The sequence below is a fragment of the Actinophytocola sp. genome (genome assembly GCF_035942955.1).
In the GTDB taxonomy this organism is placed as follows: Bacteria; Actinomycetota; Actinomycetes; order Mycobacteriales; family Pseudonocardiaceae; genus DASYTH01.
This window is the reverse complement of the sequence record NZ_DASZCQ010000253.1, coordinates 22773-45848: the sequence shown is the minus strand read 5'-3', so window position 1 is coordinate 45848 and position 23076 is coordinate 22773. Positions and strand designations below refer to the sequence as shown.

Below are 23076 nucleotides of genomic sequence, written 5' to 3'. Positions count from 1 at the left end.
TGCGCCCGGCGGGGTGCCGTCATGCAGAGATCCCGGGTGGTTGACGAAAGCGCGACCGTTCAGACACCGTCCGCTCATCGTGAAGGATCACGCTGGCATCAGCTGGCAAGAGAGCGGCTGATCGCCCGAGCGGGATCAACGCCGCCCGTGCCCGGTGCGCCTCACACCGGTCGAACATGCAGTCACCTCCACTGGCGGTGGGAGCGGGGTCTAGCAGCTGGTGCGGGTGTCGCCGGTGTCTGTGTGGCAGGTGTCGGTGCCGGCGCCGCCGTTGGCGGTATCGCCGCCGAGGCCGTCTAGCAGGTTGATGTGGTCGGTTCCGTTGGAGCCGGTGAGGGTGTCGGTGCCGTCGGTGTCGGTGAGGGTGTCGTTGCCGTTCTGGCCGTTGAGGGTGTCGTTGCCGGGGCCGCCGTTGAGGGTGTCGTCGCCGTTGTCGAACACGAGGCCGAGCAGGCCGGAGAGCAGGTCCTCGCCGTAGGTGCGGTCGTCGCCAGCTCCGCCGTGGATGGTGTCTTCGCCGTTGCCGCCGTTGAGGGTGTCGTTGCCATCTTGGCCGTAGATGAGGTCGTCGCCGTTGTCGCCGGTGACCGTGTCGTCGCCGGTGCCGCTGTAGATGGTGTCGGTGCCGCCCTTGCCGTCGATGGTGTCGTTGCCGCCGAGCGCGCAGATCACGTCGTTGCCGCTGGTGCCGTTGACCGTGTCGTTGCCCGCGGTGCCGGTGATGGTGCAGCCGTGCCCGTTGTTGACCGTGGTGGACTGAGCGGCCGTGTTGTTGGCGGGGTCCGGATCGGTCTCGGCGGCCGACACCGTACTGGTGGCGGTGATGCCGCCGGTTGCTTGCGGCTCAACCGCGATGGTGACCGTTGCCGAGGCTCCGTCGGTCAGCGTCCCCAATGTGCAGGTGACGGTGGGCGTGGTGATCGTGCATGAGCCTTGTGAGGAGCTGGCCGCGGTGATCGTGCCGGCGGCGCCGGACAGGGCGATGGAGGCGCCGACATTGCTGGCTGACGTGGGGCCGTTATTGGTGACCGTAGTGGTGTAGGTGTAGGTGTCACCCAATGCGACCGGGTCAGCCGAATCGGCTGTGGACACCGACAGATCCGCGCCGGACGCCGTGGGGCGGTTGAACACTTTCACGCCGTAGGGATTGGAGCCGACGCCGACCGTCGCGGTCACCGTGTTGCTGCCGGTGTCGATGATCGTCACCGAGTCGAGGTTGTCGGTGGCGTAGACGGAGGTGCCCGACGGGTGTACCGCCACCCCGGCGAACGACGTGCCTGCGGCAACCGTCGTTGTCATGGTGTTGCTGTTGGTGTCGATCACGGCGACACCACCGCCGCCCTTGGCGACGTAGGCGGTGTTACCGGAGGGGTTGACGGCCACCTGGTTCGGAAAACTGCCGACCGGGATGGTGGCGGTGACGGTATTGGTCGTCGTGTCGATGACCGACACGGTGCCGTCGAGGAAGTTGGTGACGTAGACGCGGCTGCCAGCCGGGTTCACCGCCACCCAACTCGGGACTCCGCCGACCGGGATGGTCGCGGTGACGGTGTTGGTGGTCGTGTCGATGACCGACACCGTGTTGTCGCCTTGGTTGGCGACATAGACCGCGGCGCTGCTCGGGGTGACGACCAGCCCTTGAGGGAAGGGGCCGACCGGGATGGTGGCGGTCAGGGTGTTGGTGGCGGTGTCGATGACCGACACGCTGCTACTGGGAGGATCTCCGAAACCTGTGTTGGTGACGTACACCACGGTGCCGAGCGGGTTGACCGCAGCCGAGTTTGGGTCGTCACCGACGCCGACCGTCGTGGTCACCGTGTTTGTGGCGGTGTCGATGACCACGACAGCGTTACCGGTGGGAAGGTAGGCGGTCGTGCCGGCCGGGTTGACCGCCACATCGATCGCGCCGCCGCCGCCGTATGGGATCGTCGCGGTGACGGTGTTGCTGGCCGTATCGATCACCGAGACGGTGCCGTCCTGGTTGACGACATAGGCCACCGTCGTGGTCACCGCGGCAGCCGGAACCACCGGCGCGATCACGCCGAGCGCGCTCAACAGCAACACACCGAACACAGCCGTCACCCGGCGCCCCACCCCGGAAGACTCCGCACGGACCGCCCGCCAAGACAATCGGCGTCTCCGGGACATCAGCATGGGTTCCTCCCTTTGCCTGGAGCGGCGAGTGACAACCTGACTGTCGGCACGACAAGTCCCGCGCAGTAGTGACCAAAGACCCTATTTCGGGCACGTGGCGGGCGCGGTGGGCTGGCGCATCAACTGCGCGGCGGGCAGCTCGTCCTACGACTCGGGAGCAACTCGTGAACTCCCGCGTGCGGCGGGCCGACGTGTTGCCCGTGGCCACGCTCAGATTTCACACACGCCGACTGCGTGCCGCGCCGTTCGTCGTTGGGCGTCGCGATCGGCATCGCCGGACTCACTGCGTGGCTGGACATCACCGATCCAGCCAAGCCGACCTGCTGGCGCGCATCGACCGGCTGGGCACCAACCAGCTCGCTGTCGACAATGCCACCACCGGCACCCCAGCCGGGACGAGATCCGCGACCGCCAGCGACCGCGGCGGACGCCGGTCAAACGACGGCTTAGCGTCCACCGACGAACCCGACCAAGCTGGCACGGTCAACCGGTCAACGCTCAATCGGGTCTACAAGCGATCCACGACCCGTTTCCGGCTCGCAGCCAGCAGTGCACGACACAGGGGCCTTGCCCACGGACAGATCCAGCCCATCCACGGCGACCGGCCGTGGCGGCTCCGGGACGGGGAAGAGCGAGGCCAGGTTGACCCACACCGGCCGAAACGGTTCCGCCCCCGTGCGGTGGGCCGTCTGGAGTGCCGGGAGGTCCAAGCGGATACCCCTTCGACTGTGGTGCTGATGTTGGTCGGTGACAGGCTGGGTCTGGGTTTTCTGTAGCAGCCTCTCATATGGGGTTTGTCCGCCGAGGCCGCCGTGGGGTCGGTGGTAGTTGTAGTAGTCCTCCCATTCTTTGAGCTTGTCGTTGAACACCCCGGCGTCGTCGATGACCACGCCGTCCAGGAGGCGATAGAACTCCTCGGCGTCGATGCGGTGCGAGCGCTCGACCTTGCCGTTGAGCCGCGGGGTCGCGGGCCGGATGTAGGTGTGGCCGATGCCCTGATCGAGCACGTGCCAGTGGAACGCCGACTGGAACTCCGCGCCGTTGTCGGTTTGGATCTTCTCGACCTGGAACGGCAACCGAGCCAGGACGTAGTCCAGGAACTGGATCGCAGTCTTCTGGTCAGAGCGCGGGTAGATCCGCAAGACACGTAGCCGAGTGCAGTCATCGATGGCGGTGTACTGGTAGTAGCGCTTGCGCTGGTTGGGGCCGGTGCTGATGGGTTCGGTGAACTTGACGTCGATCTGCAGCTGGTGGCCGGGGCGTTGCTTCTCGTAGCGCTTCCACCGTTTGCGGTGGCGTTGGTAGCGCTGCGAGGCCGGCAGCCGGTTCATGCCCAAGCGTTTGAGGATGCGCCACACCCCGGACGAGCTGATCGTGACGTCGTGGTAGCGCTGCAGGTACATGGCAATCTTCAACGGTCCGAAGTGATAGTGCTGCCGCAGATGAATGATCTTCTCGACGACCTCCGGGTGGGTGACGGTTGGACATGCAGCGGCGCGCTCGAGCGGTCCTTCAGGCCCTCCAGGCCTTCGTCCTCATACCGGCGCTTCCACCGGTAGAAGATGTTGCGACTGATGCCGTAGTAGCGGCACGTCGCCGCGATGTTGCCGCTGATCTCCTCGGCATGCCGAAGCACGGCTAGGCGCCGGTTCGCGCGCCTGACCAGGTCCTTCTCACTCCACACCCGCTCAGCCATAAGCCTCCCTTGATCAAGAGACCCAGACTGTCAACAACCCCCGTCAGTTTTAGAGATTGCCAGTGCGGGGTCATTGCGCTCGACCGCGTGAGTGATTCGGTCAAGATGGTCTTGAATCACGGCGGGATCGGTGAGGTTGGACAGCAGTTGCTCCGCAACGACCGCGACCGGTCCTCCCACGATCCGACCTTCATCCGTCACCTTGTAGCCGTCACGCTCGAACAGACGCCGCAGCCGGCGGATGGCCTCCGTGGGGTCCCATGTGGATCCTTCGGCCGGGTTGAACAACGCCCGTAGGGCAACCTCGAAGACGCGAATCGCCCTGGCGACGTGCGCGTGGTCGGTCCAGTCAACCTGGTTGAGGTAACCCTGGAAGTGCGTGACGCGCTGTCCGCCGACCGGTTCGGGCTCCTCCACGGGAGGAGGGAACAACTCGTCCTGCCACATCTCATCGATCTCGCGCAGAACGGTACCGCTCATCATGTCACGGACCGCTTCTCGCGTTCGGACACTAATAAGGTCACGGCGACCGGCCGGTGTTCGGATCATCCTCATCTCTTCGGCTACTTGGGACTGACGTGTATGGCGCCCCGCCGAGTACCGGCGAGGCACCGCAAGCCTAACCGTCGATCGTCGACTCCCACCGCTCGTTAACCGGGGGCGGCCGCGCCAGGCAATCATCCGCCGAGCATGTACGCGGAAAGGTACACGGCGTGCGCGACCAGTTCGGGCGTCTGCTCGGCCACTCGCGTCAGTACTGGGCCGGCTGCGTTGTGCGCGACCACGGTAACCGGCTCGCCACCGCCGATCCGCTTGATCTGCGACGTCAGCAACTCGGCCGCATCGTCGAGACTCACCTCCGCCACGGGCGAGGCCTCCGTGCTGACTGCCGCTGAGTTGTACAGCTGCCTGGTGAACCACCGCGGGCGGCGGGTGTACAGCCCGTGTCCCGCTAGTCCACCGCGACGGCCAGGCGCCCGCAGGCCACCACGTGCTGGGTGACCTCGCTCCAGCACCAGGAGCCGTGCCAGAAACCGTGCACGAGTACCAGCGTGGACGTGGCGCTCACAGCAGCTTGTCCTGGGTGAACGGGACGTCGCGGAGGCGGCGGCCGGTGGCGTGGAAGATCACGTTGCTGGTCGCGGCGGGCACCCCGGTGCCCGGGGTCTCGCCGAAGCCGCGGGCGCCGAGCGCGGGTTTGCTGGCCGGGTTCTCGCGGTCGACGAAGTAGGACTCCACCGTGGGCGTGTCGGCACAGACCGGCACCAGGTAGGTGGACAGGTTCGGGTTGACCACCCGCGCGGTGTTCGGGTCCACCTGCGTGTGCTCCATCAGCGCGAAGCCGATGCCCCAGGTTACGCCGCCGATCACCTGTCCATGTGCGGTCCGGTGGTTGAGTACCCGGCCGGGGTCGTACGCGGCCACCACCCGGCTCACCCGCACCGCGCCGAGTCTCGGCCGGATGCGGACCTCCACGAACACCGCACCGAACGAATGCCCTGGCGTGTTCAACCCGCTCCCGCTCACCACGACGGACTGGCCGTGGCGGGACACGATGTCGCGGTAGCTGTCCCTTCGCCCGCGGTCACCGCGTACGAACAGGTGGCCGTGTTCGGCCATGACGTCCGCCGCCGGCACGCCGTGGAGCGGCGAATGCGGGTCGGCGACGGCGATCGCGACCACGGCGGTACGCGCGTTCTGCGCCGCGTTGGACACCGGGCCAAGCACGCTTGGCATGGTGGACGACCCCGCGGAGATGGCCGCGGCGGGGAACGCCGTGTCGCCGAGCAGGGTCGTGACGTGGTCCAGCGGCATGCCGAGCCCGTCGGCGACGACCTGGGTGAGCACGGTGTAGGTGCCGGTGCCGATCTCCTGGCTGGCCACGCGCAGGGTCGCCCGTCCCGTCTCGTCGACGGTGAGCTGGGCGAAGGACGGGATCGCGTTGTAGGTGTGGGTCTCGGTGGCCATGCCCCAGCCGACGTACTCGTCCCCGTCCCGCATGGACCCCGGCCTGGGGTCGCGCCGTGCCCAGCCGAACGCCCTGGCCCCCAACCGGTAGCACTCCAGCAGGTGCTTGCTGGAGTGCGGACCGGCCGGGCTGTGGTTGCGTACCCGCAGTTCCATCGGGTCGAGGCCGACCGCGTAGCTCAGCTCGTCCATGGCGATCTCGAGACCGAAGTGCGCGGTGGTCTCCGGTGAGCGCATGTAGCTCGACGACGGCAGGTCCAGCCGTACACCCAGCTGTCGCACGTGGACGTTCGGGCAGGCGTACAGGTCGAGCGTGGAGTTGCTGGTGTTGTAGATGCTTTCCTCGGTGCGGGTCAGCTGTGCGGTGCTGGTGTCGACGATGGCGGTCAGCCTGCCCTGCCGGGTGGCGCCGAGCCGCAGGCTGCGGCGGTACTCGGCGCGGTGCCCGTTGCTGGTGTACATCTGCGCGCGGGTCAGCATGAGCTTCACCGGCCTGCGGACCAGTCGTGCTGCGGCCGCGGTGAGCAGTGTGTGGGGCCAGGTAGGGCCCTTGGCGCCGAACCCGCCGCCCAGGTAGGGCGAGACGATCCGGATGTCCTCCTCCCGCACGTACTTCGCGAACGCCTGCCCCACGATCCTGCGGGCCAGCACGACGCCCTGCGCGCTCTCGTACAGCGTCAGCCAGTCACCGTCCCACACGGCGGTGGTGGTGTGCGGTTCGATCGGGTTGTGGTGCTGCATCGGGCTGGTGTACTCCTGCTCGACCCGTACCTCGGCCGCCGCGAGCGCCGCGGCGGCGTCCCCGCGAATGATCTCGTTGGGCCTGTCGCGGAAGTTGGGCGGCAGGTACGCCTCGTCGAGCGCGTCGGCGAGGTGCGCTGCGGGAGCCTCCACGCGGTAACGCACCCGCACCAGGGTCGCCGCCTCCTGCGCCTGCTCCAGGGTCTCGGCCACCACGTAGGCGACCGGCTGCCCGTTGTGGTGGATCCGCGTGTCCTGCAGCGGAATGAAACGCTTGGGATAAGGGAAGTCCGGCGGTACCGTCAGCGGCAGCATGTTCTGATGGGTGTAGACCGCGACGACGCCGGGGTATGCCAGCGACTCACTTGTGTCGAGTTCGGTGATCTCCCCTCGCGCGATCGTGCTCATCACCAGAAAGCCGTGCAGCACACCGGGAATCCGGTGGTCGGCGGCGTAGGTAGCCGCGCCGGTGACCTTCGCCCGACCGTCCACCCGCTCCACGCCCCGACCGATCAGCCCGGTCATCGAACGCTTCCCAGTTCACTGAGGACACTCACCAGCGCACGCTGGACCAGCTCGACCTTGAATCCGTTGCCGTCGCGGGGAACCGCGTCGCTGACCAGTGCCCGGCCCGCGGCGGTCATCGTTGCCGTCGTCAGTTCCCGGCCGCGTAGTGCCGCCTCGACGCGGGTGTCCCGCCAGGGGCGGGTGCCGACGCCGCCGAATGCCAGCCGCACATCCCGCACGGTACGGCCGTCCATCCGCAGCGCCGCCGCCACCGACACCACCGCGAACTCGAACGTGGCTCGGTCCCGCAGCTTCAGGTACCGCGAGCGTGTGGCGACCCCGGTGCGTGGCACGTCCACCCGGGTGATGAGTTCACCCTGACGCAGCACGGTCTCCCGGTCCGGGGTGGCGCCGGGGAGAAGGTAGAAGTCGGCTATGGGGACGGTTCTGACGCCGTCCGGGCCGAGCAGGTACACGGTCGCGTCGAGCGCGGTGAGCGCTACGGCCAGGTCGGAGGGGTGCGTGGCGATGCAGTGGTCGCTGCCGTCCAGGATCGCGTGTCCCCGGTTGTAACCGGTGATCGCCGGGCATCCGCTGCCGGGAACCCGCTTGTTGCATCCCGAACCGGTGTCCCGGAAGTAGCCGCATCTGGTGCGCTGCAACAGGTTCCCGCCGATCGCGGCCATGGTGCGAACCTGCGGGGACGCCGAGGCGAGCAACGCCTGCGACAACACCGGGAACTCCCGCCGCACCACCGGATGCTCGACGACCTGCCGCATCCTGGCGAGTGCGCCGACACGCAGCGAGGTGCCGTCCATGTCGATCCGGCCGAGGTCGAGGTGGTTGAGGTCCACCAGGTGGTCGTGCGCCTGCGCTCCGTCCCGCATCAGGTTCAGCAGGTCGGTGCCGCCCGCGACGAACGCCGAGTTCGGCGTCCCGGCCGCGATCCGCACGGCGTCGGCCGGGCTGGCGGCCACCGTGTAACCGAAGTTCCTCACCGCCGCACCGCCTTCGCGGCGTCGGCGACCGCGGCAACGATGTTCTGGTACGCGGCGCAGCGGCAGAGGTTGCCGCTCATCCACTCCCGGATCTCCGCCTCGGAACCCGTGTGGCCCTCGTCGATACACGCCACTGCGGACATGATCTAACCGGGCGTGCAGCCACCGCACTGGAACGCGTCGTGCCGGATGAACGCCGCCTGCACCGGATGCAGCTCCTCACCACGCGCCAGCCCTTCCACGGTGGTGATCTCGTCGTCCTGCCGCATCACGGCCAGGGTCAGGCAGGACTTGATCCGCTTGCCGTCGGCCAGGACGGTGCACGCACCGCACTCGCCCCGGTCGCAGCCTTTCTTCGTGCCGGTCAGTCCGAGCCGCTCACGCAGCGCGTCGAGCAGCGTGACCCTCGGCTCGACCACCACCTGGTGCCGCTTTCCGTTGACCGACAACGTGATCTCCACCGACGTGCCGCCGGCGACCGGGTGCGCGGGTTCGGCCGTGGCCTTGGCGACGGACGTGAGGTTGGCGGCCGCGACGGTCCCGGCCGCGGACTTCAGGACGGTACGGCGTGTGTGCGTGGTTCTCTGGGGCGCTGGGTCGTCTGTCATCGACTTCTCCTGCCGACTGACTGGCTGGCTTCGTTAGCTGAATCCCCGTATGCGCGGACCGCCAGGTCCTCCCACGCGGCCCACTCCTTCAGGCGCCGGTCGTAGAGCCCTCGCACGATCTGGGGTGTTGGCACGCCGAACAGCGCACCGAACAGCACCCGCAGTGGTGGCTGTTCGGCGTCGACGACGTCGAGCAGCGCTCGCGCGGCGGCGGCCGGGTCCCCTGGCACGCTCGCGCGGCGGCGAGCCGCCATCTCCTCGCGCATCGTGTCGTAGGCCGGCAGCGGGTCGCTGTGCCGCGACGACGATCCGGCCCAGTCGGTGTCGTACCCGCCCGGCTCCACGAGGGTGACGTGCACGCCGAACCGGGCGACCTCGGCGGCAAGGGACTCGCTGAGCGCCTCGAGCGCCCACTTCGAGGCGTGGTAGGCGCCCATGTTGGGCACCGCCAGCACGCCGCCGATCGAGGAAACCTGGACGATGTGCCCGCTGCCGCGCTCGCGCATCCCCGGGAGGACGGCCCGGACGACGCGATGGGCGCCGAAGAGGTTCGTCTCCAGCTGGTCGCGCAGTTCGGCGTCGGTCACCTCCTCCACCGCGGCGAAGTGCCCGTAGCCGGCGTTGTTGACCACAACGTCGAGCCGGCCGAAGTGTTCCTCCGCTTCCGCGACCCGATCGCGGACCGCGTCGGCGTCGGTGACGTCGAGTGAGAGCGCGAGCAGCCCCGGGTGTTCGGCACGAAGATCCCGCAGGGCCGAGACGTCACGTGCGGTCGCCGCCACGTTGTCACCGCGGCCGAGCGCGGCCATGGCGAACTCCCGACCGAAGCCGCGCGATGCCCCGGTGATCAGCCATGTCTTGTTGTTCATGGCCGTACCTCCAGCTAAGATATGAACAAATCGTTCACATACAAGCTACACCCGAAATGAACAATCTGTCTACATGTGGGATGGCGAATGTCCGAGAACGTTCCTGGTCGGCGCGGCCGAGGCCGGCGACCGGCGGCCGAGGTGCGTGCCGCCGTGCTCACCGCCGCGGGGCGCATCCTGCTGCGGGACGGCATGCGAGCGGTCACGTTCGACCGGGTGGCGACAGAAGCGGGAGCGAGCAAGACGACCCTGTACCGGTGGTGGCCGTCGCCGGGCGCGCTCGCGGCCGAGGCGTACTTCGTCCAGAGCCGACAGGTGCTGGAGCTGCCCGACACCGGGGACGTGCGTGCCGATCTGATCACTCAGCTCACCGCGTTCGTCCGCTGGCTGAAGGACGAGGGTGCCGAGCAGCCCGTGTCCGAGCTGGTCGGCGCGGCCCAGATGGACCCCGATCTCGCCCGGGCCTGGTCGCAGACCTATGCACAGCCGCGCCGCGAGCTCGCGCGTGAGCGCCTGCGCGTCGCCCAGCGGGACGGTCAGCTCCGCGAGGACGCCGACCTCGACATCATCGTGGACCAGCTGTGGGGCGCCTGCTACCACCGGCTACTCGTACTCAAGGTGCCCTTCGACGAGTCGATCGCCACGCACCTGGTCGACCACGCACTCTACGGATCGGCACCGCGCACAGCGAACCACCCGGAACCCGCCACAGCACGGCACGATCCCGGCTGACCCCAGCCCGTTGCACACGTCGTATCGAGGTGGAGATACGCGGTCAGCTATCGCACCCAAGATCACAACAGGAGGCCCGGATCCTCCTGAATCCTTCCACCCGAATGGACAGACACGACCGAGCAACCAGATCGCAGACGATCTCCCGACACACGAAAAGAGCCCTCCCAGCAGGCGAAACACCTGAACCGAGAGAGCTCTTCCAAAGGGTGGAGCCGAGAGGGTTCGAAACCCTGACCCCCACACTGCCAGTGTGGGGACAAGTATACCTCTCACCTGCGGCGATTACGGACGCCAGGTCAAACCGGTTCCATTCAGCGCCGTTGAGTGCAATATAGCGCAATTGAGACCATATGGACTCCAGATTTGCTCCACCAGAAAATAGTGTGAGAGTCGAGTCGGACAGTGGCCCTAAGATCTTCCGCTGGCTTGAAGTCCGTCCCGGCACGGCCAACCAACGCTCTCCCCCCGCCAGGTGGCACGTGAGGACGCGAACGTCTCCACCAGAACACCCGGTCAGGCATGAGAGGTATGAGAATGGTGTGCCCTGCTGACGTTGTCCTGGCGCTCAGGAGTGCTGGTTGTCCGGCTGGGTCACCAGGGTTTGCAATGAGTTCCGAAGGTGCACCGCGGCCTGCGGGCTGAGCGGCGCCAGAAATACGCGCTCGGCGGCGTCGCTTGCCTGGGTGGCCAGGCGGAGGGTGTCCTTTCCGGCGTCGGTCAGTTCGACCACGTTGCGGCGCCGGTCGTCGGCGTCTGGATGACGTGATACCAGACCTTTGCCTTCGAGGGTGTCGAGCATCGCGACCATCGTCGTGCGGTCGATGCCGAGCCGCTGCGCCGCCTGCTGTTGAGACGTCGGCTCGCGGCCGAGGGCGAGCAGCACCCCCAGCTCACGCCCGTCAATGCCGTGTGGCGTCAACACTTTCGTGATCAGTTCGGCCATCCGAAGGTGCGCATGCTTGAGCAGGTAGGCCAGATTCCGGCTCAACTCCGGGCTCGGTTCATCGGTGCTCGACACCCGCCGATCCTACAGCTAGTCTGATCGTCAGTAGAACTGATAATCAGCATGACGACAGGAGTAGGCAATGATCCTGGTTACCGGAGGTCTCGGGTTCATCGGCACCCACACCGTGCGGGCACTGCTCGACCTCGGCGAGGGCTGCGTGCTGGTGCAGCGTCGAACCGCCGAGGTACCGGCTGTTCTGGCCAACCCGCAAGTGGCAGTGGAGCAGGCCGACGTCACCGATCTGACCGCACTGCTCGACGTCGGCACCCGCCACAAGATCACCGGCATCGTCCATCTCGCGGGATCGATGCCATGGCCACCCAGTGCCGATCAGCCCATTGAGGACGCTCGCAAGGCGCTCGGCAGCCTGCTCAACATCCTGCAGGCCGCCCAGACCTGGGGCGTGTCACGCGTCGGCGTGGCGAGCACGATCGGCGTCTACGCCGGCCTGCCCCACGCGGGCCCATTGCGCGAAGACATGCCGTTGCCCATGACCTCACCCCACCTCATCCCGACGTTCAAGAAGATCGGCGAGCTGCTCACCGACCATCTGGCCGGCGCGACCGGCATCGAGATCATCAACTACCGCATCTCCGCCATCTGGGGACCGGGTGACCCCCACGGCGCGTTGTTCTTCGCCGCTCCAGAGCTCGTCCATGCCGCCGCCCGCGGAACCGAGCCGGACCTGTCCACTCTGGTCGGTCCTGCGCACGCGGAGGACTCGATCGACCTGTGCTACGTGAAGGACTGCGGCCGGGCCATCGCCCTCCTGCAGACCACAGACCGGCTCAACCACCGCACCTACAACGTGGCCTCCGGCCGCGCGACCTCCAACGCCGAGGTGATCGCCGCGATCAGGAAGGCCGTCCCGGACGCCCGGATCGACCTGCCCACCGGTGGAACCGGCCGACACAACTACCTCGACATCACCCGCATCCAGCAGGACACCGGCTACCGGCCCGCCTATGACACCGAACGCGCGGCCGCCGACTACATCGCCTGGCTGCGCGCGGGCCACGAGCGCTGAGCCGATGGCCGCCACCCGCGGCGGGCACAGCAAGCGGTGGCACCCGAACGGTTCGCTCGTTGAATCGCTCACGGCACGCTGAACGCCTTGCGCCCGGCCGGGGTGAGTTCCCGCGTCGTCCGGTTGGCGGCGAGCGCGAGCACGTCGTCGAGGGTGCTGCACACCTCGCACTGCTGAATTCGAACGGTGCCGTCGTCGTGGGTGGTGAGCAGCCGGTGGCCGTGCGGGGCGAAGGCGACGCTCTCGACCGAGGCCTGGTAGCCGAGGTACACGATGGGCTCGCCCGCCCCGGTCGTCCGCCAGATCCGGACCGTGCCATCGACGCCCTGAGTCCGTCCCGCCTCGGCCTCCAACCCGTGCGCACCATCCCTGCCTGCGGGAAACCACCACATCCGCGCCGCAAACCACTGGACCACCACCCTCGGCTGGACGTTCCTTGATTGACGGTTCGAACATGTCTTGACCCCGCGCAATGCCAGTCAGAGTGTCCGAGAACCACAACGAAAACCTTTTCGGTGCGCTATGCGAATTGGCTAGGGCCATAGTTGACCGTGACGAGTCGTGTCGTTACCGTGATGCCATACGTCCGATAGATCAAACGAAATCCGAAATTTCGAACAGCGGCTGGGAGCGCTCCCAGGAGTAGAGCGGCTTCGATGCCGGGAGGGGTTCGCGATGCCTGGTCGTGCGCGGACCGGGAGCGGCCTGATCGCGCTGTCGCTGAGGTCGTGGAGACCGGTATGGTCGCCACCCGGATCCAACCCGCTCGCCCGGCCCGTCAACATTACCTTCTCTAATGGACAGTGGCGCCGGCACATCAGCCACGGGAAAGTCATCTGCGACAGTGTCGACCTGACTCGGACGATCAGCCCGCGCCGGCTGCGGTACTTCTACCGAGGCTTGGATCCTAACGCGAGCGGACTCCTTGCCGCCCTGGCTCGCGGGTTGCCAACCCACCCAACTTCCCTGCTGAGCCACCCAACCGCCGGTGTCCGTGCAGAACTATCGGCGGTCGCCGGACAAAACGTCGACGCCACCGGCAGATCGGACGCCGATAGCACCCATCTGATCATCTGGACCTGTCCCGGCACCAACCAGCGATGGACACTGTCATGAGAAAATTGCGCACCGCGTCATCGATCGTCCTGGCCGGAACTCTTGTGCTGGCGCTCGGGTGTACGCCCGGTTCGGGCGGTGATCAGACGGGCGGTCGGTCGTTCGAGTTTGGTCGTTCACTGGGATCAACCAGAAGGCCACAGTCGACGTCTACAAGCAGAAACACCCGGACATCGATATCAAGCTCACCGAGGTGGGCACCACGGTGGAGACCGCGCAGGCGCTGACCACCGCGCTGGCCGGCGGGAAAGTGCCGGACCTGGTGCTGATCCAGGGCGACGACCTGCCGAAGTTCGTGCAGCAGCCGCAGAACTTCCACGATCTGCGCGGCTTCGGCGCGGAGGGGATCAAGAGTGACTACCTGGACTGGGTGATCAGCCAGAGCACTACGAGGAACGGGGAGATCCTGGGGATCCCGACCGACGTCGGCGGCATGGCGGTGGCTTACCGCACGGACCTGTTCGCCGCGGCTGGGTTGCCGACCGATCGGGAGGCCGTCGGCCAGCTCTGGCCCACCTGGGACGCCTTCATCGAGACCGGCACCCGGTACACCGCCGCCACGGGCAAGGCGTTCGTCGACAACGCCGCGACGAGCGTGTTCTACCAGGCGGTCAACCAGGGGTCGCAGAAGTACTACGACGAGGCGGGCAACCTGGTCTATGACCGTAACCCGCAGGTGAAGCAGGCGTTCGACCTGGCCCTGAAGACCATTCGCGCGGGTGTCACGGCCAAGCAGTCGTCGTTTTCCACCGGCTGGAGCGCGGCCATGGGCCAAGGTCAGTTCGCGGTGCTCGCCGCGCCGTCCTGGATGCTCAACGCGATCCGGATGAACGCGCCCGACACCAATGGAAAATGGGACATCGCAACGATTCCGGGCGGCAGGGGCAACTGGGGTGGCAGCTATCTCGCCATCCCGAAGCGGGCGAACAACCCGCAGGCAGCATGGAACTACATCGCCGAGACGCAGTCACCGACCGGGCAGCTGGAACATTTCCTGGTAGAAGGCTCGCTGCCCACCACCCCGTCCGTCTACCAGGATCCCCGATTGACCTCGCGGCAGGAGCCGTTCTTCTCCAACGCTCCGGTCGGCAAGATCTACACCTCGTCGCTGCTTGGACTCACCCCGTTCTACATCGGACCGGACAGCTCGGCCATCGGCCAGGAGTTCCTCAACGCTCTCACCAATGTCGAGCAGGGCGCGGGTGATCCGGACGACGCCTGGGAGGCCGCGTTGCGCAACATCAAGACCGCCATCGGCAAATGACCACGGCGTGAGACGTGCGGACCGTGACCACGGCGCGAGCAAGCACACCCCCGACCGCGCCGACGCGTGAGCGCGCCCGCCGGCACATCGCCGGGGGCCCGGTCGAACGCCTGACCCCCTACGCGTACACCGCGCCGTTCTTCCTCATCTTCGCGGTGTTCGGGCTCTTCCCGCTGCTGTTCACCTTCTACGTCGCACTGTTCGACTGGAACCCGATCGGTGAGCGCACCTTCATCGGGACCGACAACTTCGCCCGCATGCTGGAGGACCCCCGGTTCTGGAACGCCACGACCAACACGGTCAGCATCTGGTTGTTGTCCACCGTTCCACAACTCGCGGTCGCGCTACTGCTGGCACACCTGCTCAACCACGCCCGGCTGCGGTTCGCGACGTTCTTCCGCATGTCGCTGCTGGTGCCCTACATCACCTCGGTGGCCGCCACGGCGATCGTGTTCGCGCAGTTGTTCGACCGCGACTTCGGCCTGCTGAACTGGCTGCTCGGCCTGGTCGGGGTGGAACCGTTCGACTTCGTGCAGTCCACCTGGGGCAGTCACGTCCTCATCGCCACCATGGTGGCCTGGCGCTGGTTCGGCTACACCACCCTGCTCTACCTGGCCTCACTGCGGGCCATCCCGCGCGCGATCTATGAAGCTTCGGCCATCGACGGCGCCGGAACCTGGCAGCAGTTCCGGCACATCACCATCCCGGCCCTGCGCCCGGTCATCATCTTCACCGTCGTCACCTCGACCATCGGCGGACTGCAGATCTTCACCGAACCGCTGCTCATCTCCCCCTCCGCGCCGCTGACCTGCGGACCGATCCGCCAGTGCCAGACCCTCACCCTGTTCCTCTACGAGCAGGGATTCGGCCAGTTCCAGTTCGGCTACGGCGCCGCCATCGGCGTGGCCCTGTTCATGATCATCATCGTGATCGCGTCGATCAACTACCTGCTGTCCGCCCGCATCCACGGAGCACATCGATGATCAGCTTTCCGGTCCGCGCCCCCCGGCGCCGGCGCATGGACCGCGTACGGTGGTGGCACTACCTGCTGCTGTCCCTGGCCTGCGTCGCCTGTCTCTTCCCGCTGTACTGGATGTTCATCGTCGCCACCACCGACACCGCCACCGCCACCCAGATGCCACCGGAGATCGCGCCCGGCGGCAACTTCTTCCACCTCGCCGGCCTGGTCCTGGCCACCGTGCCATTCCTGCAGGCCATCCTCAACAGCCTCATCGTCGCTACCACCATCGGCGCCGGCCAGGCACTGCTGTGCGCGCTGGCCGGCTTCGCCTTCGCCAAACTGCGATTCCCCGGCCGCAACACGCTGTTCCTCATCGTCGTGCTCACCATGACGGTGCCCACCCAGCTCGCGATCATTCCCCAGTACCTGATCATCTCGGAGCTTGGCTGGGTGGACACTCTCCAAGCCCTCATCGTTCCCGGCCTCGCCAGCGCCTTCGGCATCTTCTGGATGCGCCAGCACATCGCCATGACCATCGGCGACGAGCTCATGCAGGCCGCCCGCATCGACGGCGCCAGCACCTGGCAGATCTTCTGGCGCATCGCGTTCCCGATCGTGCGACCCGCCGCCTTCGTCCTGGGCCTGTTCGGATTCGTCACCGCCTGGAACGACTTCCTCTGGCCATTCATCGTGCTCAAGTCACCCGAGCGCTACACCGCCCAGATCGCCATCAAAGCCCTGCAGAACAACTTCGCCATCGACCTCGGCCTGGCCATGTCCGGCTCCTTCCTCGCCACCATCCCCCTCCTCATACTCTTCTTCTTCGTCGGCAAACGCATGGTCGCCGGAATCCTCGACGGCGCCTTCAAGGGCTGAGCACATGCCAAACAACCGAATTGCTACAACAGCGGCTACTCCAGTGCGTCTACTCGCCCAGACGGGATCAGGGTGACATTGCCGTATTACACTTCGGTTCGACCGTGTAGAGTTATGACGCCCTGATCTGGCGGTCGATTTCCCGGATCACGGCCGAGCCGCCGTCCTGGGCATTGGACAGCATCGCCACATCCAGGTTGTCAGCGGGATAGTGGCGGGCGATCCCACGGGCGCCGGGGTTGAGCCCGTCCTTGTAGTAGTTGCGGATCGAGCCGTCCCGATCGAGGGTGAACTCCAGGCCGAGGCCGTACCACACCTCGCCGTCATCCCGGTCGTGGTGTCGGATCTGCGGGGTGAGGAACTGTTCGGTCCGCTTGGCGGACAACAGCTCGCCGGCTCGCAGGGCTTGCAGGAACCGCACCAGGTCGGCCGCGGTGGTGTGCGCTCCGGCGTCGGGTGAGCCGATCGGCGGATAGCTGAAGATGTTCTGTTTCCACCCGGTGATCCGACCCTCGGGTGGCGCACCTGGCCGGAGAGGAGCGGCTGGGCGAGGCGTGGCTGCTGGTCGCCCGCGGCGATCCGGAACGAGCCCGGACCGTGCTCGCCGACGCCGCCGCCACGGCCGCGAAGACCGGACACCTCAGCTCCGAGGCGCTGCTGCGCACCGACATGGCCCGGCTCGGCGCAGCCAACGGGGTCACCGACCGGCTGGCCGAGCTGGCTCGACTCTGCGACGGGCCGTTCGCCTCCGCGCGCGCCCACCTGGCCGCCGCCCTCGCCGCCGGGGACCCGGCGCAACTCCTCGACGTCACCGACGAACTGGAACAGGTCGGCGCATCCCTGCTGGCCGCCGAGGCGGCCACCGCGGCAGCCTCCGCCCTGCACCTGACCGGAAAGCCCCGGGCCGCCGCCGCGGCCGCGGTAAGGGCAACAACCCTTGCCGCGCAATGCCAAGGAGCCCGCACCCCCTTGCTGGCCACCACCCGGACCAGCCATCCCCTGACCGACCGCGAACGCCAGATCGCCCTGCTCGCCGCCGCCGGCACCCCCAGCCGCGACATCGCCGCCGCGCTCACCCTCTCCGTGCGCACCATCAACAACCACCTGCACCGCACCTACACCAAACTCGGTGTCACCAACCGCGCCGAACTCGCCAAGGCCCTCACCGAAAAACCCGCATGACGACAGCCGCGGCGATCCAGGCATGCGCCAAGTTCTCCTTGCCAGCAACGGCTCATGCGCCGACCCCACCTCCCTGTTGATGATGGACTTGAGTAATGACTACTCAGGCGCGGGCCGTCCCACTCCCGTTTCCTGGTATCGCACCCCGGGCCGGGCCGCCAGTCCGGGCCGAATTCACCGATACCTGAAAGGGATACGTCATGTCCATGAGGCGAGCACTCGGGATCGCCGGCCTGCTCACCGCGACCGTCGCGACCGTGCTCGGGTCGGCGGCGACCGCCCACGCCACGTTGCCGCCGCGCACCGTCCAACCTGCCTTCACGCTGCTCATCCACGACGAGGAGGACTGGCCGTGGTCCGACGAGGTCAAGACATTCCGCAGCGGCATCGAACTGCCCAACGAAAGCTCCAAAGTGGTCCGCGAGACCAGCCCGCAGACGTGGTCCCGGGACGCCTGCTGGGGCGATGAGGTCCGGGTACGGATCACCTTCACCGCCAACCTCGACGTCACCGGTCGGGTACAGAGCCGCAGCACCATGGATCTGTTCGAGGACACGAGCTGCTTCGCGACCGACCACGATGGCAGCAAGAGCCAGCCGTTCCCGAGCCAGGGTGCCTCGACCACGGTGCCGATGTTCCGGGTGCTCAACCAGGACCCGGACGAGTACGACACCGACGAACGCCAGGCGCTCGACTGCGACTATGCGGAATTGACGACCACGTTCACCGTTTTCTAAAACCACCACGCCAGCCGGTACCCCGTTTCCGGACCGTTCCGGACAACGGGGTACCGGCGCTCACCGTAGGAAGGCGTCGCGGTTCCGTTCCAGGAACCGGCGGACAGACGTGACCAGTCGTCCGATCAACGTCTCGGATGTTGTCGCAGATACCGGACGGATCAGTCAGCGAGCCGTTAGCTACGCGCTCGAGGTAATTCCGGACACCGCGCATGTAAATGGGATCGCGGCCGGCCGCGAACAACAATTTCTCGTAGAAGACTTCTGGCGCCACCGGCTCGTCTGTGGCCGCTGCCGCCGGCCGGGGTTGCAATGTCCACCGGCCGCCCTGCCCCAGTTCACCCGCCAGCGGCGCCCGTGCGCCAGCCAGCCTGCGATCCCAACTACAGCGGATGCGTCCCATCGCCAGCGACGTGGATTGCCAGCGCGGCGGCGGCAACGGCCCGGCCTATGTCCCAGCCAGATGCTGGTGAGCGAGTCGGCGACACGCCTTCGACGCGGCAGCGCAATGTCTTGGTCGGTTGAGTGGAGCCAACTTGGCGATGTCCGAAGTCCGGACGGGACGGTCTGGCGGTCCATCGTGGTCGAGGCGGTGTCGCCAGACCGCGCAATGTGTGAACTCGGTGACTGGGCAATTACAGTCCCGTTTGGACTTCGAGGGCGGCGAGTTTGGCGCGGAGTTGGTCGGCGTTGGGATGGTGCAGGTCATCGAGGATGGCGAGGGCCTGCTGCCAGGCTTTGTGGGTGGCTCGCCGGTTGCCGATGGCGTGGTAGGTCTCGCCGAGGTGAGTGAGGGTGTCGGCTTCGTTGTAGCGGGCGCCGATGTCTTGGAACAGGTCGATGGCGTGCTGGTAGCTGCCGATGGCCTGGGTGTGGTGGCCGAGGTGGTGTTGGGCGTAGCCGAGGCTGTCCCAGGTGACGGCTTGTCCTACGCGGTCGTCAAGTTCTTGGAGCAGGGTGAGGGCTTGCTGGCAGCAGGTGATGGCCTGGGTGTGGTCGCCGAGTTGGGCGTGGAACCAGCCGACCGCGTTGAGAGCGCGGGCCTGCCCACGTCGGTGGCCGGCGACCCGGCACAGGTCCAGAGCCTGTCGGGCGTACTCGAGCGCTTCGGCGTAGTGGCCTTGCAGCCCCTGCACGTGGCCGAGGGTGATGTGGGTGTGCGCCTGCCCGTACAGGTCGCCGACCCGGCGGTAGAGGTCGAGGGCGTGCTGCAGATGGATGTGCGCGTCGTCGAAGCGACGCAGCTGGGTGTAGGAGCCGGCGAGGTTGCGGTGGGCGAAGGCCTGCGCGGCCAGGTCGGGCAGCCGGTGCGCGGCCGCCACCGCGGCACGCCCGGTGGCGGACCACTCGTGCCAGTGCCCGCGCCGGGTCAGGTAGGTCACGAGGGCCCAGGCCAGCTGCCAGGTGTGGGTGTCGAACCCGGTGGCGGCGGCGTGCTCTACAGCGGCGAGGAGTGTGGCGTGTTCGGCGGTGAACCAGGCCAGTGTCTGGTCGTGGTTGATGGGGTGTTCAGGGGTGGTGCCGGGTTGGGGTGGGGTGAGAGCGAGTGGGTTTCGTGCCGGGTGCAGCAGCAGGGCGGCGGTGTGCGCGGTGTGTAGGTAGTGGTCGAGCATGCGGTGGGTGGCGGCGTGGCGTTGCTGATCGGAGTCGGTGGTGTGGGTGAGGTCGGTGGCGTAGGCGCGAAGCAGGTCGTGGAAGGCGTAGCGGCCGGGGCTGTGTTCGACGAGCATGCTGGCCTGGGTCAACTCGGCCAAGTGGGATCGCGCCGCAGTAGCTGCGACCCCGGCGAGGCTGGCTGTGGCTGGTACGGCGATGTCCGGTCCGGGGTGTAGACCGAGGAGCCGGAACAGTTGTGCCGCGGGCGGGGTGAGGGCTTGGTAGGACCAGGAGAACACGGTCCGCACATCGGTGGTCGGGTCATCGCCGGTGAGCGTTTCCCACCGCTGTTGGGTGTCCCGCAACTCATCGGCCAGGACCTGCAGCCCGACGTGGGGTCGGATGGCGGCGCGGCCGGCGGCCAGGACCAGAGCCAGTGGAAGGTGGGCGCAGCGGGAGATGATCTCCGCGACCGCGTTTGGCTCTGCGGCTACGCGGTCGGCGCCGATGCGCCGGGACAGGAGTTGTCGGGCCTCGTCGAGGGTGAGCAGATCCAGCGTGATGGGGTGGGCCCCGTCGGCAGCGATCAGACTCGTGAGCTGGTTGCGGCTGGTGACCAGCACCAGGCAGGTGGGTGCGCCGGGCAGCAGAGGGCGCACCTGCGCGGTGTCGCGGGCGTTGTCCAACACCACGAGCATTCGTTTGCCGGCCAGTTGGCTGCGATACAGCGCGGCTTGGGCGTCCACATCCGTCGGAATTCGCTCCGGCGGCACTTCAAGCGCGTCCAGAAAACGGCGTACCGCCTCCGCCGGCGCCATCACCTGTCCACTCGGATCAAACCCGCGCAGATTGACATACAACTGCCCATCGGGAAACCAGCTGGCCACCTGATGCGCCCAGTGCACCGCCAACGCGGTCTTGCCGATCCCGCCGGCCCCGCCGATGGCCGAGATCACCACCGTCGCCCCCACGTCCAGTGTCGTGGTCGCCGCGTCGGTCAGGGTGGCCAGTTCGTCGTGCCGGCCGGTGAACGACGACGGCGCCGCGGGGAGCTGGTGAGGTATTGGGCCGGCCATGGGTTCGGGCGGCGGTGTGGACAGGTTGGCGGGGTCTGGCGGATAGGGGTGATCGGGCAGGGAGATCCAGGCGACGGTCGACGTTTCCTTCTCCGTCACCCGGACCGGCCGGAACGTTTCCGGTCGCGCGGTCGTGCTGTGCCGTACCACGTCTTCGAAGAACCATGCGGAGGTGATCAGTGCCAGCAGACCCGGGGACTCGGCGAGCGCAGTTTTGAGCGAGCCGGCGTTCACCAGTCGGAAGGCTAGATTAACCGACGTGCCGGTAACGCCGTGCTGGTCAAGGTGGACTTCCCCGGCGTGCAGGGCCATGCGCAGCCGGATCCGTTGCTCCACCGGGTGCGTTTCGTTGTGCTCACGCAGGGCCGCAGCCAGCGCGCGGGGCACGTCATCGACCAACGGCGACTTGGGTATCTCGGCGGGGGCCAGCACGAGCACCCCGTCGCCGCGATCCTCATGCCGGCAGGCCGACCACGAGATGCCCGCCTCGGCGAACGCCCGCCGCACGGCCGCATACAGCGCCTCGCGGACCATCACCTGGTGCGGATTGGTGCGTCGCCGATCGCCGAACCCCTCGACATCCACAACCATGATCGTGCAATGCACGGCAGGCCGCCAGCGCTCCATACGCTCCTCGCACCGTTGACGGTAATCGTCACCCAAATCACACATTGTAATCGTGCCAAAGCTGTCGGCCCAGACTCGTGCAACACAGTCTTTGGCAAGCTCACCCACGGCGGGACAAAGTTGCCCATGATGAAGCTGGCAGGACCGGCGGAGACACAGTATTCGACCGTGCTGTATTCGTGGGCGCAGGTTGACGGCTTGACGAGCGCTCTCAAGGCGGTGCGCGGATTCAAATCCCGGGGCTACACGTCGTGACCAGCCCGTTTCCATTGTGGAGCGGGCTGATTATTTCCTGTGTGGCATGAATCCGTGACATAACGGGCTCGATTGCGAGTTGCGTACGGGCTGCTCTGGTGGGCGTCGGGTGACCTGTTGCCGAGCGGTTCGTCGTGGTGGCGCTGTGGTGTTTGGGGGCGAGGTGCCGTGTGGCGTGGTGATCGGCGGTTGCCCGCTTGAGCGCCATGGCGCCGACGGGTCGTGCTCTCGACGTGTCAGGTCACCCATGTACGAAGGTATGTTCGGATGCCTAGGCCAGTCCGAGGTGGCGTAGACGGCGGTGGGTGTCTTCCAGACCCCAGGCGTGGGTGATCTTTCCGTTGTGGAGGGTGAAGATGTAGACCTCGGGGACGCGGTGGAACCGGCGGCCGGTCGGGGGATGACCGAGCCAGTGCCCCAGGTGGGTGCCGGTGCAGGTGAACCGGCCGACAACCCGGTCGCCTTCGGCGATCAGGTCGACGATCTCCATGTGCACGTCGGGAAAGGACTCACGAAACGGGGTGATCCATCGCCGCGCGGCCGGCGCGAGGTCGGGCGCGTACAGTTCGTCGATGACGTCCAGGCGGCCGTGGTTGAGGACGTCGTGGACCAGCCGGGTGACGATCGCCTTGTTCTCCTCGGACATCGTGGGCCCCTACCTACGCGGTGCGTACATGATGACGGCGACCCCGACCAGGCAGAGGGTGGCGCCGAGGTAGTCCCACCGGTCGGGGCGGAACCTGTCGACGAGGACGCCCCAGGCCAGGGAGCCGGCGACGAAGATCCCGCCGTAGGCGGCGAGGATGCGGCCGAAGTGCGGATCGGGCTGGAAGGTGGCCACGAACCCGTAGGCGCCCAGGGCGAGCACGCCGGCCGCGATCCACAGCAGGCCGCGGTGCTCGCGCCAGCCCTGCCAGACCAGCCAGGCGCCGCCGATCTCGGCCAGCGCGGCCAGCCCGAACAGCAGCACGGACCGCAGGACGGTCATGATCGCGACCATATCGGATCCACCGCCCCGGCAAGCGGCGTGTCGGTGACGCCCGGGTCACCGGCAGCACCCCGCCACGGCGGGACAGC

The 23076-nt window shown here is 67.3% G+C and carries 18 protein-coding genes and 3 pseudogenes; 7 read left to right on the top strand and 14 right to left on the bottom strand.

Annotated elements, in window-relative coordinates; genetic code table 11:
- Positions 1 to 210 precede the first annotated feature (210 nt).
- From VGX25_RS26015 to VGX25_RS25980, 8 genes and pseudogenes are all read right to left on the bottom strand, one after another.
- Positions 211 to 2082 (bottom strand): hypothetical protein, encoded by a 1872-nt coding sequence (locus tag VGX25_RS26015; RefSeq protein ID WP_326920529.1) that lies wholly within the window; start codon positions 2080 to 2082, stop codon positions 211 to 213.
- 839 nt (positions 2083 to 2921) lie between these two features.
- A pseudogene (locus VGX25_RS26010) lies at positions 2922 to 3850 on the bottom strand (IS481 family transposase); the annotation flags it as partial.
- Positions 3851 to 3880: 30 nt separating this feature from the next.
- Positions 3881 to 4333, bottom strand: a complete 453-nt coding sequence (locus tag VGX25_RS26005; RefSeq protein WP_326920528.1) for a hypothetical protein — start codon at positions 4331 to 4333, stop codon at positions 3881 to 3883.
- Positions 4334 to 4527: 194 nt separating this feature from the next.
- Complete coding sequence (locus VGX25_RS26000; RefSeq protein WP_326920527.1) at positions 4528 to 4716, bottom strand: hypothetical protein; 189 nt, start codon at positions 4714 to 4716, stop codon at positions 4528 to 4530.
- Positions 4717 to 4915: 199 nt separating this feature from the next.
- A complete protein-coding gene (locus VGX25_RS25995) occupies positions 4916 to 7084 on the bottom strand; it encodes a xanthine dehydrogenase family protein molybdopterin-binding subunit (RefSeq protein WP_326920526.1) in 2169 nt (722 codons plus the stop codon).
- On the bottom strand, positions 7081 to 8064 hold the full coding sequence (locus VGX25_RS25990; protein ID WP_326920525.1) for a xanthine dehydrogenase family protein subunit M: 984 nt from the start codon (positions 8062 to 8064) through the stop codon (positions 7081 to 7083). The genes VGX25_RS25995 and VGX25_RS25990 overlap by 4 nt, the downstream gene beginning before the upstream one ends.
- Positions 8061 to 8525 (bottom strand): annotated as a pseudogene (locus VGX25_RS25985) ((2Fe-2S)-binding protein). Before VGX25_RS25985 ends, VGX25_RS25990 begins: the two are co-directional and overlap by 4 nt.
- A gap of 143 nt (positions 8526 to 8668) precedes the next feature.
- The gene (locus tag VGX25_RS25980; RefSeq protein ID WP_326920524.1) at positions 8669 to 9541 is read right to left on the bottom strand and encodes an oxidoreductase; all 873 of its coding nucleotides are present in this window, start codon (positions 9539 to 9541) and stop codon (positions 8669 to 8671) included.
- Positions 9542 to 9628: 87 nt separating this feature from the next.
- Between VGX25_RS25980 and VGX25_RS25975 the strand changes: the two genes are divergently transcribed.
- Entirely contained in the window at positions 9629 to 10273 is a 645-nt protein-coding gene (locus VGX25_RS25975; RefSeq protein WP_326920523.1) for a TetR/AcrR family transcriptional regulator, read from the top strand.
- Between the two features lie 568 nt (positions 10274 to 10841).
- Here the strand turns inward: VGX25_RS25975 and VGX25_RS25970 are convergent.
- On the bottom strand, positions 10842 to 11294 hold the full coding sequence (locus VGX25_RS25970) for a MarR family transcriptional regulator (protein ID WP_326920522.1): 453 nt from the start codon (positions 11292 to 11294) through the stop codon (positions 10842 to 10844).
- 67 nt (positions 11295 to 11361) lie between these two features.
- On the opposite strand from VGX25_RS25970, the gene VGX25_RS25965 reads away from it, so the two are divergent.
- Positions 11362 to 12309, top strand: coding sequence for an NAD(P)-dependent oxidoreductase (locus VGX25_RS25965; protein ID WP_326920521.1), 948 nt, complete (start codon positions 11362 to 11364; stop codon positions 12307 to 12309).
- Positions 12310 to 12377: 68 nt separating this feature from the next.
- On the opposite strand, the gene VGX25_RS25960 is transcribed toward VGX25_RS25965, so the two are convergent.
- On the bottom strand, positions 12378 to 12662 hold the full coding sequence (locus tag VGX25_RS25960; RefSeq protein ID WP_326920520.1) for a hypothetical protein: 285 nt from the start codon (positions 12660 to 12662) through the stop codon (positions 12378 to 12380).
- An 887-nt stretch (positions 12663 to 13549) separates the two neighbouring features.
- Here VGX25_RS25960 and VGX25_RS25955 point away from each other — a divergent pair.
- From VGX25_RS25955 to VGX25_RS25945, 3 genes are read left to right on the top strand one after another with little or no spacing between them, the layout of a single operon-like run.
- On the top strand, positions 13550 to 14689 hold the full coding sequence (locus VGX25_RS25955) for an ABC transporter substrate-binding protein (protein ID WP_326920554.1): 1140 nt from the start codon (positions 13550 to 13552) through the stop codon (positions 14687 to 14689).
- A 23-nt stretch (positions 14690 to 14712) separates the two neighbouring features.
- The gene (locus VGX25_RS25950) at positions 14713 to 15672 is read left to right on the top strand and encodes a sugar ABC transporter permease (RefSeq protein ID WP_326920519.1); all 960 of its coding nucleotides are present in this window, start codon (positions 14713 to 14715) and stop codon (positions 15670 to 15672) included.
- Positions 15669 to 16526: a carbohydrate ABC transporter permease gene (locus VGX25_RS25945; protein ID WP_326920518.1), complete on the top strand. Its 858-nt coding sequence runs from the start codon at positions 15669 to 15671 to the stop codon at positions 16524 to 16526. The genes VGX25_RS25950 and VGX25_RS25945 overlap by 4 nt, the downstream gene beginning before the upstream one ends.
- A 112-nt stretch (positions 16527 to 16638) precedes the next feature.
- Here VGX25_RS25945 and VGX25_RS25940 read toward each other — a convergent pair.
- Positions 16639 to 17052 (bottom strand): annotated as a pseudogene (locus tag VGX25_RS25940) (serine hydrolase); the annotation flags it as partial.
- Between VGX25_RS25940 and VGX25_RS25935 the strand changes: the two are divergent.
- Positions 17052 to 17708: a helix-turn-helix transcriptional regulator gene (locus VGX25_RS25935; RefSeq protein WP_326920553.1), complete on the top strand. Its 657-nt coding sequence runs from the start codon at positions 17052 to 17054 to the stop codon at positions 17706 to 17708. The pseudogene VGX25_RS25940 and the gene VGX25_RS25935 sit on opposite strands and share 1 nt — an antisense overlap.
- 206 nt (positions 17709 to 17914) lie before the next feature.
- Positions 17915 to 18445, top strand: a complete 531-nt coding sequence (locus VGX25_RS25930; protein WP_326920517.1) for a hypothetical protein — start codon at positions 17915 to 17917, stop codon at positions 18443 to 18445.
- 635 nt (positions 18446 to 19080) lie between these two features.
- On the opposite strand, the gene VGX25_RS25925 is transcribed toward VGX25_RS25930, so the two are convergent.
- From VGX25_RS25925 to VGX25_RS25915, 3 genes are all read right to left on the bottom strand, one after another.
- Positions 19081 to 21780 (bottom strand): tetratricopeptide repeat protein, encoded by a 2700-nt coding sequence (locus VGX25_RS25925; RefSeq protein ID WP_326920516.1) that lies wholly within the window; start codon positions 21778 to 21780, stop codon positions 19081 to 19083.
- Between the two features lie 490 nt (positions 21781 to 22270).
- Positions 22271 to 22645, bottom strand: coding sequence for an ester cyclase (locus VGX25_RS25920; RefSeq protein WP_326920515.1), 375 nt, complete (start codon positions 22643 to 22645; stop codon positions 22271 to 22273).
- A gap of 9 nt (positions 22646 to 22654) precedes the next feature.
- Positions 22655 to 22990, bottom strand: a complete 336-nt coding sequence (locus VGX25_RS25915) for a YnfA family protein (RefSeq protein ID WP_326920552.1) — start codon at positions 22988 to 22990, stop codon at positions 22655 to 22657.
- Positions 22991 to 23076 lie beyond the last annotated feature (86 nt).